Origin of the sequence: Ruminococcus sp. MCC718, from assembly GCF_018783905.1 — a bacterium.
GTDB classification, from domain to species: Bacteria; Bacillota; Clostridia; order Lachnospirales; family Lachnospiraceae; genus Hominisplanchenecus; species Hominisplanchenecus faecis.
Map to the genome: position 1 here is coordinate 137,756 of NZ_WQNP01000113.1, position 16,228 is coordinate 153,983.

9 protein-coding genes are annotated in these 16,228 nt (G+C 45.0%); 7 read left to right on the forward strand and 2 right to left on the reverse strand.

Annotation, left to right across the window (positions count from 1 at the left end; all coding sequences use genetic code 11):
* From GPK60_RS10690 to GPK60_RS10710, 5 genes are read left to right on the forward strand one after another with little or no spacing between them, the layout of a single operon-like run.
* Entirely contained in the window at positions 1 to 996 is a 996-nt protein-coding gene (locus tag GPK60_RS10690) for a phosphatidylglycerol lysyltransferase domain-containing protein (RefSeq protein ID WP_215659963.1), read from the forward strand.
* Positions 902 to 2,641: an MATE family efflux transporter gene (locus GPK60_RS10695; protein ID WP_215659966.1), complete on the forward strand. Its 1,740-nt coding sequence runs from the start codon at positions 902 to 904 to the stop codon at positions 2,639 to 2,641. Before GPK60_RS10690 ends, GPK60_RS10695 begins: the two co-directional genes overlap by 95 nt.
* A gap of 29 nt (positions 2,642 to 2,670) precedes the next feature.
* Positions 2,671 to 4,368 (forward strand): PP2C family protein-serine/threonine phosphatase, encoded by a 1,698-nt coding sequence (locus tag GPK60_RS10700; protein ID WP_215659969.1) that lies wholly within the window; start codon positions 2,671 to 2,673, stop codon positions 4,366 to 4,368.
* A 23-nt stretch (positions 4,369 to 4,391) separates the two neighbouring features.
* Positions 4,392 to 4,802 carry an ATP-binding protein gene (locus GPK60_RS10705; protein ID WP_215659972.1) on the forward strand — a complete coding sequence of 137 codons (411 nt, stop codon included), beginning with the start codon at positions 4,392 to 4,394 and terminating at the stop codon, positions 4,800 to 4,802.
* A gap of 27 nt (positions 4,803 to 4,829) precedes the next feature.
* Complete coding sequence (locus GPK60_RS10710) at positions 4,830 to 5,126, forward strand: STAS domain-containing protein (protein WP_215659975.1); 297 nt, start codon at positions 4,830 to 4,832, stop codon at positions 5,124 to 5,126.
* Here GPK60_RS10710 and GPK60_RS10715 read toward each other — a convergent pair.
* Positions 5,074 to 7,236, reverse strand: coding sequence for a S8 family serine peptidase (locus GPK60_RS10715; protein ID WP_252191375.1), 2,163 nt, complete (start codon positions 7,234 to 7,236; stop codon positions 5,074 to 5,076). The genes GPK60_RS10710 and GPK60_RS10715 overlap by 53 nt on opposite strands.
* Positions 7,237 to 7,614: 378 nt before the next feature.
* Between GPK60_RS10715 and GPK60_RS10720 the strand changes: the two genes are divergently transcribed.
* Together GPK60_RS10720 and GPK60_RS10725 are read left to right on the forward strand one after the other, a co-directional pair.
* Positions 7,615 to 13,710: a glycoside hydrolase family 2 TIM barrel-domain containing protein gene (locus tag GPK60_RS10720; protein ID WP_215659981.1), complete on the forward strand. Its 6,096-nt coding sequence runs from the start codon at positions 7,615 to 7,617 to the stop codon at positions 13,708 to 13,710.
* A gap of 208 nt (positions 13,711 to 13,918) precedes the next feature.
* A complete protein-coding gene (locus GPK60_RS10725) occupies positions 13,919 to 15,649 on the forward strand; it encodes an ABC transporter ATP-binding protein (RefSeq protein WP_022118366.1) in 1,731 nt (576 codons plus the stop codon).
* A gap of 378 nt (positions 15,650 to 16,027) precedes the next feature.
* On the opposite strand, the gene GPK60_RS10730 is transcribed toward GPK60_RS10725, so the two are convergent.
* The coding region (locus GPK60_RS10730) for a hypothetical protein (RefSeq protein ID WP_215659985.1) at positions 16,028 to 16,228 on the reverse strand (201 nt) is incomplete at its 5' end.

Consider the following 16,228-nt stretch of genomic DNA (forward strand, 5'->3'; position numbering starts at 1 on the left):
GTGAAAGAAATACGGAAAGACAAAGTTTCCTATGTGGGGGAGATTACGTTTGAACAAAAAGAAAGCATCGAAAAGATCCGAAAAAAGTACGGCCATATTCTTTCTTCCCATGCATTTGCTTCTCTGTGGATATGGAAAGAAAAAATGGGACTGACGGTGCATACAGAAGAAGATTTTTTTGCTGTGAAAAGCACTTTATATGGAAAAAATGCCTGGTTTTTCCCATGTGGGGCAGAAGAAAAAAAGAAAGCATTTCTGAAAAAGCAGATGGAAGAAGAAAATTTCAGCCTGTATTATATGAGGGAAGAAGACAGGCTGTTTCTGGAAGAGGAATATCCCGAGTGCTTCTGCATAGAAAAAGCAGAAGAAAGTTTTGAATATATTTATAAGCGGGATGCACTGGAACGGATGGAAGGGAGGGAGTTTTCACATCTGCGAAAGGAATTGCGGAAACTTAAGCGGAAACATGAGCTTTATGCCGTTTCACTGAAAGATCAGGATTACCCGGAACTGCTGAAGCTTTTTGAAGAAAAGCAGCAGCCCCACAGCAGAGGATATGCGGGACTGGAAGATGAAGGAATCACAGAAACAGTACTTTTGCATCACAGAGAACTGGAGCTGTCCGGGGTACTGATCTTTGCGGATGGAAAACCGGCAGCATTTGCTGTGGGATTCCCACTGACGGAAGACACTATAGATGGCTGTCTGGAAAGACATGACCGCAGTATATCAGGTATTTCATATTATACAGAGCGGGCGTTTTTCAGGCTTTCCGATCCACAGTTCTGCTTTATGAACGGGGAAGAAGACCTTGGCATATCAGGACTTCGGATGATGAAAAAGCATTTAGGACCGCAGAAATGTACAGAAATCTGGAGAGCGAAAAAGAAAGGAGGGTATGATGAAAGAGAAAGAGAGAGATCATTTTACCGGGAAAATGCTGGGAAGACTGCTTGTACCATCAATGGTTGCGGCAATCGGACTGGCAGCAGGTGACATGGCAGATGCGGTGGTGATCGGTCAGCGTATGGGGGCTACCGGGCTTGCGGCAGTCAGCCTGGCACTTCCGGTTTTTATGATGATCAATGTACTGGTACACGGATTGGGGATCGGAGGTTCTGTCAGATACTCAAAGTATATGGGAGAAGGAAAAGAAGAGAAGGCAGTGGAGAACTTTAATCAGATTCTGCTGGCAGGACTGACAGTCAGTGCATTTCTGGCAGCCTTTGGAAATCTTTTTCTTGCACAGGTTATGGCACTTCTTGGAGTAAAAAAAGATGCAGGGATGCTCTACGAGGTCAGCCGGGAGTATGTCCGCACGATTTTTACCGGTATGCCGGTTCTGTTTATATCCTACATTCTGAATTATTACCTGCGAAACGATGATAACCAGAAACTGGCAAGTTTTGGATTTACCGTTGCAAATCTCTGTGACGTGGCCATGAATATTATATTTGTGCTGGTTCTGGATATGGGGACATTCGGGGCTGCACTTGCAACAGTACTCGGACAGGCGATTGCAATCATCCTTTATCTTCCGGGGATTTTCAGAAAGCGGCATATACTGCGGCTTCAGTTTTCCGGGTTTCACATCCGGGAACAGTGGGAATGTTTCCGGACAGGTTTTGCCACATCGGTGCAGTATATCTGGCAGTTTCTGTTTCTGCTGATCATCAACCATACGCTCCTGTATTACAGCGGAGAAAATGGCGTTGCCGTGTTTGATCTGATCCAGAACGTGTCGTACCTGATCCTGTATCTGTATGACGGCACAGTAAAAGCCATGCAGCCGCTTGTCAGCACATACTGTGGGGAACATAATGAAGAAGGCAAAAGAACAGTCTGCCGTCTTGGACTTTTATGGAGCAGTGCCGCAGGCATTGTATCTGCCACTGTACTTTGCCTGTTCCCGTCACTGATGTGCCGGATCTTCGGACTGACGCAGCCGGATGTTATGCAGCTTGGAAATCTGGCAGTCCGCATTTACAGCGTCGGAGCACTGGCAGGAGGCGTAAATGTTCTAATCGAAGGTTATTATCAGTCCTGCGAAGAAGAAAAACCGGCATTTTTCATGGCAACACTTCGGGGAGCAGCTGTACTGATCCCGTGCACACTGGTGTTTGCACCGCTTGGGATCAGGTGGTTCTGGTTTTTATTTCCGACCACAGAAATCATTTCACTTCTGATTTTTCTGGCCTGGAAAAAGAAAAATTATTTATCCGATTCGCTGGATCCAAATCGTATTTTCCGTGTGACGATAAGGAACAGCAGTGAAGATCTGGGAAAAGTGCTTGGCGAAGTGGAAAAATTCTGTGAAAAGTGGGATGCCAAAGTCCGGCAGATTTATTATATGACCATGACGGTTGAAGAACTCTGTCTGCTGATCTTCAAGAAAGGGTTTGAAGACGGAAATTCGGGTTATATGCAGATTACACTTATCGCAATGGAAGATGGTGTATTTGAACTTCATATCCGTGATAATGCAAAAATTTTCAATCCATTTTCGATGGAAACAGAAAAGGTGAGCAAAGATGGAACGTATGATATGGATGCCATGGGTATGCTTGTTATCAAACAGAAAGCAAAAGATTTTTTCTATCGGCAGTATCAGGGATTTAATTCCCTGATCGTACGGGTCTGATTTCAGACCGAAGAAAGGAGAGAGAACAGATGAAAGGTTCGCTGAAACTGAAAACGGTGCTGACAACTCTGATCGCAGCAGTTCTTCTGATGGCGGCAGCGGCAGCGATCAGCTATCAGGTGTATTCCGGAACGATCCGCAGACAATATAAAACAATGACAATGAATCTGGCAAAAACAGAGGCTGTGACGGTGAATGCGGAAGATGTGGCGGAAGTAAGGGATGAAGTGATGAAAATTTACCGGAACATCTGCAGGGACAATGGTGGAGTTCCCGATTTTGGAAACTTTACGCAGGAGCAGTGGGAAGCATATTATCAAAATTTTGAGAATGTCCCGCAGATGCCGGCGTATAAACGGACATTACAGCTGCTTCACGAGATCAGCAATGCAAATGATATCAATTCGATCTACATCGGATACATGGATGTAGAGACGTACTATGGAATTTATCTGGTGGATGGTTCGCTGAATGCAGAAGCCTGTCTGCCGGGAGCATGCGATCCATTTGAAAAGAGCAACGCAGAACAGATGAAAAAAGGAAATTATGATTTCCCGGCATATATCACAAATTATGAAGAATATGGCTGGCTTTGTTCAGCAGGTGCAGGGATTTATGATGACGATGGTGAAGTCGTGGGGACGGCCATGCTGGATATTTCGATGGATGCGGTTATGAAAAATCTCCATGGATTTTTGTTTAATCTGTGTTTGGTACTGACAATGATCACGGTTGTGATCTGTCTGGTGATTTTATACGGAATCAACAAAACACTGCTGCTCCCGGTAAAGAGTCTGTCAGAGGCAGCGACATCTTTTGTCAGTGAAAAAGAAAAAAACAGTACAGAAAAAGTACAGTCGGCCATCTCAAGGCTGGACATACATACCGGGGATGAAATCGAAGAACTGAGTGACTCGATCAAAACCATGGAAAAGGAGATCAACGATTACATTGATCATCTGACGGAAGTAACGGCAGAAAAAGAACGTATGGGTGCGGAACTGAATATAGCAAAGCAGATCCAGGCATCCATGCTGCCCTGTATTTTCCCGGCATTCCCGGAACGCAAAGAGTTCGATATTTATGCAAGCATGGATCCGGCAAAGGAGGTCGGCGGAGATTTCTATGACTTCTTCCTTGTTGATGCAGACCATATTGCAATGCTGATCGCCGATGTATCCGGAAAAGGAGTTCCGGCGGCACTGTTTATGGTCATTGCAAAAACCATCTTAAAAAACTCTGCACAGAATGGATTTTCACCAAAAGAAGTGCTTGAAAATGTCAACAACCAGCTCTGTGAAAACAACGAAGCGGAGATGTTTGTTACCGTATGGCTTGGGATTATGCAAATTTCCACCGGGAAAATGCACTGTGCAAATGCCGGACATGAATATCCGGCAGTCCGCCGTGCCGGTGGCAGCTACGAGCTGTTCAAAGACCGCCATGGCTTTGTGCTGGCAGGAATGGAAGGCACAAGATACCATGAATACGAAATCCAGATGGAAAAAGGAGACAGTATTTTTGTGTATACAGATGGTGTGGCAGAAGCAACAAATGCAGAAAATGAACTTTTCGGAACAGACAGGATGCTGGATGCACTGAATCAGAATCCGGATGCTTCCTGTGAAGAACTGCTGAACAACGTGCGTAAAGAAATGGATGGATTTGTAAAAGATGCACCGCAGTTTGATGATATAACAATGCTGTCCATGCTGTATAAAGGATAGAGAAGAGAGGAAGGAGGATGACTATGACAGAACTGAAAGTAGATGCAACCCTGGAAAACCTGGAGAGGGTACTGAGTTTTGTGGAAGAAAGACTTGAAACATGCAGCTGTTCGATGAAAACAATCATGCAGATCCAGATTGCGGTGGAAGAAATTTATGTCAACATTGCCTCGTATGCCTATAAAGAGAAAAAGGGCGAAGCAATCATAAAAATAGAAACAGATCAGGAAGTGCCGCAGGTAAGTCTGACGTTTGAAGACTATGGAGATCCTTACAATCCGCTTCTGAAAGAAGATCCGGATATTACGCTCTCTGCAGAAGAACGAAAAATCGGAGGGCTTGGAATATATCTTGTCAAAAAGAGCATGGATAAGGTAGAATATAAATATCAGGATGGTAAAAATATTTTTACCATCAAAAAAAATCTGAAATAAAATGGAAAATTTCAAAAGGAGGAAACTATGGAGATCAAAAAAATGCAGGATGGTGACAACCTGACGATTGTACTGACAGGAAGACTGGATACGACCACAGCCCCACATCTGGAAGCAGAATTAAAAAGCAGCATCGGTGGGGTGACGTATCTGATCTTTGATTTTGAAAACCTGGAATATATTTCATCTGCCGGACTTCGTGTGATCCTTTCCGCACAGAAAGTGATGAACCGCCAGGGAAATATGGTGATTCGCAACGTAGATGAAAATGTCATGGATGTTTTTGAAGTAACCGGCTTTGTCGATATCCTGACGATCGAATAACTGCTTTTCTGGAAATATTGTGAAACGCATGTCTGCCGATGGAACGTATATACTTGCCAAGTCTGATCTTTCGCAGATTTTTACAGTTCTGAAAAGTTTTCGGAGCAATTCTGGTAACCCTGAAACGCCGTTTGCCAATCCGGATCGTGTCCGGAATGGCAACGGTTTTCAGGGTTTTCTTTTTTACAGTCAGACCATAAAGACACAGCGTACCGCCGGAAGCACGAAGCGATGTGATGCGGTATTTCAGTTTTCTGCGGCGGATACTCTGACCGACTGCCAGCTTTTTCTGACTGCCGGAAAAATCCTGTGCCTTGTCAGGATCAGCAGTTTCTGATGTTTCCGGCATTTCAGAGTCAGGTTCTGTCTGCCTGACCTTATCTGTTGAATCAGAGAGAACCGTTATGCGGACTTTTCGGATCAGTCCCACAGAAGAAACAGCCGAGACGACAGCCGTGCCTGTGCTTCTGGCGTGAAGTGTACCGTTTGAAGAGACAGAGACGATCTCAGGGGCAGAACTTGAAAAAACAATGCTTCGGTCAGCAGTGGTATTTTCCGGAATATAAGCGACAGAAATCTGCACAGAATTTCCGGTTTTCAGGACAAGAGGATCGGAAATGGACAGCGAGATATTCTGGAGCGGAATGTTTTTAAAATCAGTTTCCATGGCATGGACGGAAGTTTCCGCCTGAAAGTGAAATAGGAAAGAGTCAGCTGTTTTTCCGGAACATGCAGCATCGAGTGTAAGTTTCAGCTTTTCCCGGTCAGAACTATGTTCCGGCAGAGTCAGCACGCCGCTGTAAGCAAAGGAAGAAAGAGCCGGAATGACAGAAGGAGACTCCTGATCCGGGAGGATCTGTGCACCGGGGATGGAACATCCGGCATCAAAAGAAACATCTGCGGCATCGGCACCGCTGTTCTTGAGAAGAAACGAAAAGCGGTACTGTCCGCGGCTGCCTTCCACATAATGCAGAGATGCACTTTGGCAGGTCAGCTGTGGTTTTGGAAATGACGCCAGAAGTGATGGCAGATGCAGCCTGGAAAAAAGATATTTCGTCTGATAACTGTCTGTGTATAAAAGATCAGAAATGCCGCTGTTCATCAGAAGGGAAGTAAGTTCCCGGGCAGTATAAAGATGATCACTTTTACAGCCGGCACACAGAAGTGCGGCAGCACCGGAGACAATTGCGGCAGACATGGAAGTGCCGCTTTTGTATTCGAAACTGCCGCCCGGCACAGAGGAAAAAACAGATTCGCCCGGAGCGGCAATTTCGTAATCCTCACCGGAGGTGCAAAGATGATCCCAGTTGGAGAAAGAGGAGAGAGTATGTTCTTTCCCATAAGACATCACACCGACCACAAAAGGAAGAGCCGCAGGATAGTAGCTACGGCCCCTGGAAGAGCCTTCAGATGTACCCATGCTTCGGTTGCCGGCAGAAGAGATAAGGACAGCATTTTCAGAAGCAGCAAACAGGGCATCATAAAGAGCCTTGCTGCAGCTGGTCATACTGACAGAGAGATTGATGACATCAGCTCCGCGTGAAGAGGCATACTGCAGTGCCTCGATCAGAGCCTCATCCGAAAAATTACCGTAAGCATCCCCTGCTTTGATGCAGAGAATTCGGATATTGAATGGATTTTCATTTGCAGAAGCACCGACAGTCTGCAGGATCGTTCCGGCAATATGGGTTCCGTGACCGGCAATCGTTCCGACAGAATCATCCATCGGATCGCTGTTGTGTGAACAGGTATTGATTCCGTAAATATCATCCAGATAGCCATTTTTATCATCATCCATACCGGCGGTGCCGTTTTTTTCTGCCATGTTCTCCAGAAGATTTCCTGCGATAAGCGGATGTGTGTAATCAACACCGGTATCAATCACGGCAACGATCACCGGAACACCGACAGGTTTTTTTTCGGAAAGAAGTGACCATGCCTCCTCTGCACCGATGTCCGTCAGAAACCAGGGCAGAGTGTCAGAAAATTCTGTATTGTCGGCAGAGGGAGATGTGAAAGCCGATATACGTTGTCCATGAAAAAAACAGCAGGACAGGATCAGAAATAACAGAACCGGGAATATACTGCGGCGTGTTTGAAATTTTTGCATCACAGGCACTACCTCCTTTGAAAATCCATGATGAAACAGTACTTTATAAATGAATGGATTAAAAAACGGTACAATACGGCAAAAAATGGAAGAAATGTACAAAGAACGCACATGGTTTATGTGTAAAATTACTAAATAAATTATATATGAAAAATTAAACAGCGTCAATATAGACAAAAGCGAGAAAATATACTATAATAAACACAACGAGTATCCATGAAGGATATCGAAAGTCCCGCATGACGGGACTTCATTTTTCGCAGAGATTTTCAAAATGACAAAAAGTCTGCGAAAAGAGAGAAAGAAAAAGAAAAAATTGCAGCTGAAAGGGAAACGGAACGGCTGCAAAAGAAAAAATGCATAAAAGGAGGAATGTACATGCATTTGAGAAAGAAAATTTTGTCTGTAGTGTTAGCCGGTGCCATGATTGGCGGTGAGCTTCTGACCGGCATCGGCAGTTTCTCACTGAACGTCAGTGCAGCCGACAGCAGTTTCGCAGGAGAAGAGTGGTATGACCAGATTGCCACAGTAGAGGAAAACAGAGAGCCGGCTCATGCGTATTTTACACCATATGAGTCAGCAGAGAAAGCTTTGACCAATGAGAAATCCGTTCTGGATGAGGATGCATCCGAGTCCGCTTACAAACAGTCTCTGAATGGTACCTGGAAATTCAAGTTTGCCCAGAAACCGGCAGACCGCGAAAAACAGGCAAAAGGTGCAGATGCAAAAAATTATGTGGAGAACTGGGATACCTCAGGCTGGAATGATATCAAAGTTCCAAGTTCCATCCAGACGATCAAGGATGCAGACGGCAATTTTAAATACGAAAAGCCGATCTATGTAAACCAGAGATATCCGTGGCAGAACTATGAAAATGTCAGCCTTGGAGCAAACGTTACAGCACCGACCGTAAACAACAGTGTCGGCCAGTACAAGAGAACCTTTACCGTTCCTTCAGACTGGGATGGAAGAGATGTTTTCGTATCCTTTGAAGGTGTAGAGTCCGCATTCTATTTATATGTAAACGGACAGAGAGTCGGATACGGCGAAGACAGCTACACAACGGATGAGTTTAACATTACAAGTTATCTGAAAAAGGGTGAAAATACCATCGCTGTGGAAGTTTACCGCTGGTCTACCGGAAGTTATCTGGAGAACCAGGACTTTATCCGTATGAGCGGTATTTTCCGTGATGTAAATCTTTACTCGAAAGCAAAAGTAGAGATGCGTGACCTGTTTGTAAAAACAGATCTGGATAAAAACTATAAAGATGCAACCCTGACGCTGGATGCAGATATCCGTAATCTCGGTGATGATACAGCAGCAGGCAAGAAATATACCGTATCTGCTGATCTTTATAAGATCGACGGCAAGACAAAAGTGTGGTCTGAGCCGATGGTGATCGAAGCAACTGTTCCGGCAGCAAAGGAAAGTGTGGCAGAGAAAGCAGACGATAAGGGAGCAACCTTTAGGGGAAGCAAACAAGTAACCAATCCGGACAAGTGGTTTGCAGATACTCCGAATCTGTATATGCTTCTTGTTCAGTTAAAAGATGAAAACGGCAATGTCATTGAGACGACTGTTCAGAGAGTCGGATTCCGCAAGATCAGCAAAGCAGATATCAACGAAGCAGGTCAGGAACAGGTACAGATCAACGGTGAAAAGATCATGTTCCGTGGTACAAACCGTCATGAAACAGATGACCAGGACGGACGTGCAATCTCCAAAGAAGATATTACGACGGATCTGAAGATGATGAAACAGTTCAATGTCAATGCGATCCGTACCAGCCATTATCCGAACAATCCATATATGTACGGACTGGCAGATGAGCTGGGTATTTATATCTGTGATGAGACGAATGCAGAGTCCCACATCGGTGCGACAAGCAGCAACATCCCGTCCGGATATCCGATCTGGAATACTTCCGTTATGGACCGCACCCAGAATATGGTAGAGCGCGATAAAAACCATCCATCCGTAGTGATCTGGTCCCTTGGTAATGAGGCTACTTACCAGGCTTACAATATGGATGAAAACTACTGCTTCTACAATTCCACACAGTGGATCCTGCAGCGTGATCCGTCCCGTATCCGTAAATACGAGCGTGACAACCGCTATACAAAGGGTGACCGCACAAAATCCATGGTAGATATCTATTCCTCCCAGTACTGGGGTGTAGATTCTGTCAAGAGTCAGGTAACAAACACGGGCAATAAGCTGCCGTATATCCAGTCTGAGTATGCCCATGCGATGGGAAATGCCCTTGGTAACTTCAAAGAGTACTGGGATATTTTCCGTAACTACCCGAATGCGCAGGGCGGATTTATCTGGGACTGGATCGATCAGTCTGTTTCTACAAAAGTAGAAAATACAACAACTTACACGATCACAGATTCGAACACCGGTGTTGCAACGAAATTTGACGGAAAAGTTACCGAAGGACGCAACAATACAAAAGCGATCCAGGGAACTTATGCAGCGACGGACAGTGCAAAACTGGCAACCAACAGCACAACCGGTATCACACTGGATGTATGGGTAAAACCATCGGAGAACTTTACAAAATCCGCACAGGCGTTTATCTCCAGAGGAGACAGCGACGGCTACAACCTTCAGATTGACCGCTATGGTAAATTTGAGTTCTTTGTAGACGGATGGAGCGGTGGTACTTTATCCGCAGATATTCCATCTGATTTCACAGACGGAAACTGGCATCGTCTGACGGCAACTTATATCGGTACCGAGTACAAGCTGTATTACGATGGAAAACAGCTTGCAACAGGACAAAGAACCAACAAGACAACCTGTGATGCATCCAGCAATCCGATCGACATCACCATCGGAGCATCCGCAGACCAGTCCGGAAGAACCTTCAACGGTGCAATCGACCGTGCAGCCGTGATCAAAGGTGTTATGACAGAGGAACAGATCCAGAATACAAACGATAATCTGGACGCAGTAAAAGATAACGTAGCTTATTCTATTGACTTTGGATCTGCTTCCATTAAATCAGAAGGAACAAACTACAAAGACAGCACATACTTCGCATACGGCGGAGACTGGGGCGAGACGGTAAATGATAATGATTTCTGTGCAAACGGTATCTTAAATGCAGACCGCACACCTTCCGCAGAACTGTATGAAGTCAAGAAAGTACATCAGGAAGTTTCCTTCTATGATGACGGTGAAGCAGCAAACGGAAAAGTCCGTGTTGTAAACGAGTTCCTGAACACCAACCTGAACAAATACAATGTCTCCTGGACATTAAAAGAAGATAACAAAGTGATCGGAAGCGGTCAGCTTAGCGAGGAGCAGAAGAACATCGCACCGCAGGCAGAAGCTACCGTAACACTGGCAAACTTCCCGAAAGTAAGTGCGACAGCAGGTTCTGACTATACACTGACACTCTCCGTAACACTGAAAGAAGATGCTGCGTGGGCAGGCGATTATTACGGACATGAAGGTGATGAGATTGCATTTGAAGAATTTGATCTTGCTTACACTCCGGAAAAAGCACAGCCAACGATCAGTGCATCTGACATGGATAAAGTAAACGTAGCAGAGAGCGATGATGCGATCACTGTTACCGGAAAGACATCCAAAACAAACGGCAAAGCATTTGAAGTTGTGATCGACAAAGCACAGGGTTACATCACCAGCTACAAAGTAGACGGCAAGAGCCTGCTGGAGAACGGACCGGTTCCGAACTACTACCGTGCACCGGTCAGCAACGACCCATCCTTCTCCACAGCGATGAAGAATGCAGCACAGAACTTCACGCTGGATGAGAACGGCATCACTGTAGATAAGAAAGACAAAGTAGTCAACATTCATGTATCAGGAAGCATTCCTGAAGTAAATACACCGAACAGCATTGATTACATGATCTATGGCAATGGTGAGATCGTAGTAACCAATACGGTTACACCGAGTGCTTCTGCAGGAAATATTGCAAGAATCGGTATGAAGATGACAGTTGCAAAAGATTACGAGAAGCTGACATACTACGGAAATGGTCCGCAGGCAAACTATGTTGACCGTAACACCGGTGCAAAACTTGGTATATACAACAGCACCGTAACCGAACAGTTTGAAAAAAAATATGTAAAACCTCAGGAAAACGGAAACCACACAGGTGTAAGATGGACAGCACTGACAGCAGAAGACGGAACAGGTATCCTGGTATCTTCTGACAGCGAAATGGAATCCGGAGCCCTGCATTATAAAGCAGAAGATCTGGCATCCTACCGTCATCCATATCAGGTTCCGGTACAGGAAAATACCATTCTGACTGTTGACCTGATGCAGCGCGGACTTGGAAATGCAAGCTGCGGTCCGGCTCCTCTGAGCAAATACATCATTTCCGCAGGAAAGACTTATACACAGACATTTAGCATCCTTCCTCTGACAAAACAGACATCAGATGAAGAAAAGATGGTAAAGAGCAACGAAGACGTGAAATCCGGAATGCCGCTGACCGGAATCAAAGTAAACGGCAAAGAACTGGACAACTTCAGTGACGGACAGAATGAGTACACTTATACACTTTTAAGAGGAAGCTACGAAGAAGGAAAGGTTCCTCAGGTAGAAGTGATCAAAAAATCAAATGATGTTAATGTAACTATTACACAGGCAACAGCAGTTCCTGGCACAGCGACCATCAAAGCCGTTTCTCCATTTGGTGTAGAAAAGACTTATACGATCAACTTCAAAGTTCAGGATGAACTGTATGTATCCGATATGGACTGGACAGTTGACCAGGGCGGATACTTCGAAAACACAAGAGATGCCTGCGGATGCGGAAATCCGATGGCAGTCTATGTAGAAGGCACAAAACAGAGCTTTGACAAAGGTGTGGCTATGCATGCACCGGCAGAACTGGGCGTTAACCTGGAAGGCAAGGGCGTAAGCAGATTTACCGCACGCATCGGTATCAGTGCAGACCAGACACTTGGAAACAAAGCAGATGTAAACTATGTGATCAAAGGTGATGGCAAAGAGCTGTACCGCAAAGACCATGTGATCTCCAACGGACAGTCCTACCTCGTAGATATCGATGTATCCAAAGTAAAAGATCTGCGTCTGATCGTAGAAGAAGGCGATGCAGATTACAATGACCACGCACTGTGGGCAGATGCAAAATTCACGTTCCAGAGTGAAACTCCAGATCCGAAGCCGATCAAAGTAGCAAGCATCAGCGTAACAGCTGATAAGACAGAGCTGACCGTCGGTGATACGATGCAGGCATCTGCAGCTGTATTACCGGAAAATGCAGACAACAAAGAAGTTACATGGACAAGCTCAGATGAAACAGTGGCAAACGTAAGCGAAGCAGGTCTGATCACAGCAAAAGCAGCCGGAACAGCAACCATCAAAGCAACAGCAAAAGATGGAAGCGGAGTATCAGGAGAACTTGTGATCACGGTAAAAGCAAAACAGGTTACTCCAGATCCGGAGCCGGTCAAAGTAGCAAGCATCAGCGTAACAGCAGATAAGAAAGAACTGGAGATCGGCGATACTGCTCAGGCAGCTGCAGCTGTATTACCGGAAAATGCAGACAACAAAGAAGTTACATGGACAAGCTCAAATGAAAGTGCAGTAACAGTAAACGAAAGTGGTCTGATCAAAGCAATTGGTGTTGGAAGTGCAGATATCATTGCAACTGCAAAAGACGGAAGCGGTGTAACAGGCAAAGTTACCATCACGGTAAAATCAAAAGATATTGATCCGGTACCGACTCCGACCCCTGCACCGGCAGAAAAAGTCGAAGAGCTGAACAAGGCAGTCAAAGAAGCAGAATCATTCAAAGAAGCAGATTACACAGCTGAGAGTGCAGGCAAACTGAAAGCAGCACTGGCAGAAGCTAAGAAAGTTCTGGAGAATAAGGATGCTACTGAGGCAGAAGTAAACGCAGCACTGAAAGCAGTCAGCGATGCAAAAGCAGCTCTTGTCAAGAAAGATGATAACAATAACAACAACGGAAACAATAATCCGGCACCACAGGTTCCGGCAGTTGGAACAACCATTACAGTAAAAGGCGTTACTTACAAAGTAACGAAAGCTGATGCAGTAAACGGAACGGTTTCTGCAGTGAAACTGAAAGCAACGAAGAAAACAAAAGTTACGATCCAGGATACAGTAAAAGTTGGAAATTACAGCTTCAAAGTAACCACGATCGGTAAGAATGCTTTCAAGAACAACAAAAAACTGAAGAGCATTGTGATAGGAAGCAACGTCAAGAGCATTGGCTCCAATGCATTCAGTAAAGCGAGCAAGCTGTCAAGCGTAACTTTCAAGGGAACAAAGATCGTGAAAGTTGGCAGGAATGCATTCAAGGGTACTTCTTCTAAGATGAAAGTTACAGTTCCTAAGAAGATGAAATCCAAAACGCTGAGAGCACTGAAAAAGAACCTTCAGAAAGCAAAAATCAGCAAAAAGGCAACTTATAATAAAGTAGCGAAAGTAAAGTAAATAAAAGAATCTCTTGAATAACAGAAGTTCAAGTTGTAACGAGAATCGTCGCATGCTACAATAGGCATGCGGCGATTTTGTATTCATTGGTATATGGTGGCTGACCAGAATCGCATGATAAGTCTTGCGTGTCAAGCGGATATTCGCAATTGAAGCAGGGGACTTCCTTGATTTGGTTCAATCATAATAACGAAAGAAGGTAATAAAAGTGGAGACACTGAAAAAGTTTGTGAAATATTATGCACCTTACAAAGGTGTGTTTTTTCTGGATTTGCTGTGTGCAGCGATTATCAGTTTTGTGGATCTGGCATTTCCACAGATCCTTCGCAGTCTGACAAAAACACTGTTTTTAAAAGATGCAGCTGTGATCTTACAGGCACTGCTTCCTATCGGGGCAGGATTGCTGCTTATGTATGCAATACAGGCGTTGTGCAAGTATTATGTGACGTGTCAGGGGCATATGATGGGAGCAAGGATGGAGCGGGATATGCGCCAGGAATTGTTTGAGCATTATGAAAAACTGTCGTTCTCTTATTATAATCAGCATAATTCCGGTCAGATGATGAGCAAACTCGTATCAGATCTGTTTGACATTTCTGAGCTTGCACATCACGGACCGGAAAATCTGTTCATTTCACTGATTAAGATTGTCGGAGCCTTTATCTTCTTATTTTTTATCAACTGGAGACTGGCAGTGCCGCTTCTGTTTCTGGTTGTGCTGATGCTGATCTTTTCCCTGCGTCAGAATCGCCGTATGCAGGCAACGTTCATGGATAACCGACGCAAGATCGGAGATATCAATGCGAGGCTTCAGGATACCCTTTCCGGGATCCGTGTCGTACAGTCTTTTGCAAATGAGGAGATTGAGCGGAAGAAATTTCAGAAGAGCAACGAAGGATTTCTGGTATCCAAAGATGCGAACTATCGTTGTATGGGAAGTTTTATGAGCAGCAATCTGTTTTTCCAGGGACTGATGTATCTGGTGACCCTGGTCTTTGGCGGATGGCTGATCGCACACGGAAAAATGGAAGCAGCAGATCTTGCCATGTATGCTCTGTACATCGGAATCTTCATCAGCCCAATCCAGATCCTGGTTGAGCTGACAGAAATGATGCAGAAAGGCCTGTCCGGATTTCGCAGATTTCTCGATGTGATCGAGACAGAACCGGATATTCAGGATGCCGAAGATGCAAAACCACTGACCAATGTATGTGGTGATGTATCTTATGAAAATGTTTCCTTTCATTATCAGGATGATGAGACACCGGTACTGTCTCATGTCAGCTTTCGGATTCCGGCAGGCAGATCGATCGCACTGGTCGGACCGTCCGGAAGCGGTAAGACCACGATCTGTTCGTTGCTTCCACGTTTTTACGATGTGACGGAAGGAAAAATCACGATTGACGGAAAAGATGTCAGAGGACTGACACTTGAAAGTCTGCGAAATCAGATCGGACTGGTGCAGCAGGATGTCTATCTGTTCTGCGGAACGATCCGGGATAATATCGCTTACGGAAAACCAGAGGCCTCCATGGAAGAGATCGTCGATGCAGCGAAAAAAGCAAATATTCACGATTTTATCATGTCACTGCCGGATGGATACGACAGCTACGTCGGTGAACGCGGAACACGCCTCTCAGGAGGGCAGAAACAGAGAATTTCCATCGCCAGAGTTTTCCTGAAAAATCCGCCGATCCTTATTTTAGATGAGGCAACGAGTGCACTGGATAATGAGAGTGAACGATGGATTCAGAAAAGTCTCGAAGAACTGGCAAAGAACCGCACCACAATCACGATCGCACACCGCCTTTCTACGATCCGCGGGGCAGATCAGATTCTTGTTGTTGCCGATAATGGGATCGCAGAGAGCGGAACACATGAAGAACTGCTGAAAAAAGGCGGGATTTATGCACATTACTGTGAACTCTCGGAAATGTGACAGATTTTTCAAAGGCCAGTGCAGATAGCAGGCAAATAAAAATTGACCGTTGGTTTCCCGGCAGGTGTAAGGAATGGAAATGCCGGGTTTTTAAAATACTGTTTGCAAATGAACAGTATTGCATGTGCAAATGAACGAATTCCCCGAAGGGCACGTAAAAGTGCCTTCTTGGGAATTGTTCATTTTGCACATTGCTATACGTTTTTGAACGGCCATAGTTTTTAAAAACACTTCATATCATATTTTACACGCTGGCAGGAAACAGCCTTCCACACCGCCAGTGTACGCAAACAGGTTTTAGAACCAAAGCTTTCCGCATCAACTTTCTTGTGTACAAAACAAAAAAGACAGAGGCACAGTGACGGAAATTTACTACCGTTACAGTGTCTCTGTTTTTTCGTGTTTTGTAATTTGGCATGAAAGGACTGTTCCGCTTAAGCGCCCCCCGGCAAGCCAGGAGCTTTTAGCAATGTGCAAACGAACGGTATCGTAAAAAATAGTGCGTAAAATAATACAGCCATGATGAATTCGAAAACAAATCGCTCTGACGGTAGCAAGGCTTCCGTCGTGAGGTTTGCG

What these genes read in the sequence shown, in the direction of transcription:
- GPK60_RS10715 (WP_252191375.1), bottom strand. Translation starts at nt 7,236, where the DNA reads ATGCAAAAATTTCAAACACGCCGCAGTATATTCCCGGTTCTGTTATTT.
- GPK60_RS10700 (WP_215659969.1), top strand. Translation starts at nt 2,671, where the DNA reads ATGAAAGGTTCGCTGAAACTGAAAACGGTGCTGACAACTCTGATCGCA.
- GPK60_RS10710 (WP_215659975.1), top strand. Translation starts at nt 4,830, where the DNA reads ATGGAGATCAAAAAAATGCAGGATGGTGACAACCTGACGATTGTACTG.
- GPK60_RS10720 (WP_215659981.1), top strand. Translation starts at nt 7,615, where the DNA reads ATGCATTTGAGAAAGAAAATTTTGTCTGTAGTGTTAGCCGGTGCCATG.
- GPK60_RS10705 (WP_215659972.1), top strand. Translation starts at nt 4,392, where the DNA reads ATGACAGAACTGAAAGTAGATGCAACCCTGGAAAACCTGGAGAGGGTA.
- GPK60_RS10695 (WP_215659966.1), top strand. Translation starts at nt 902, where the DNA reads ATGAAAGAGAAAGAGAGAGATCATTTTACCGGGAAAATGCTGGGAAGA.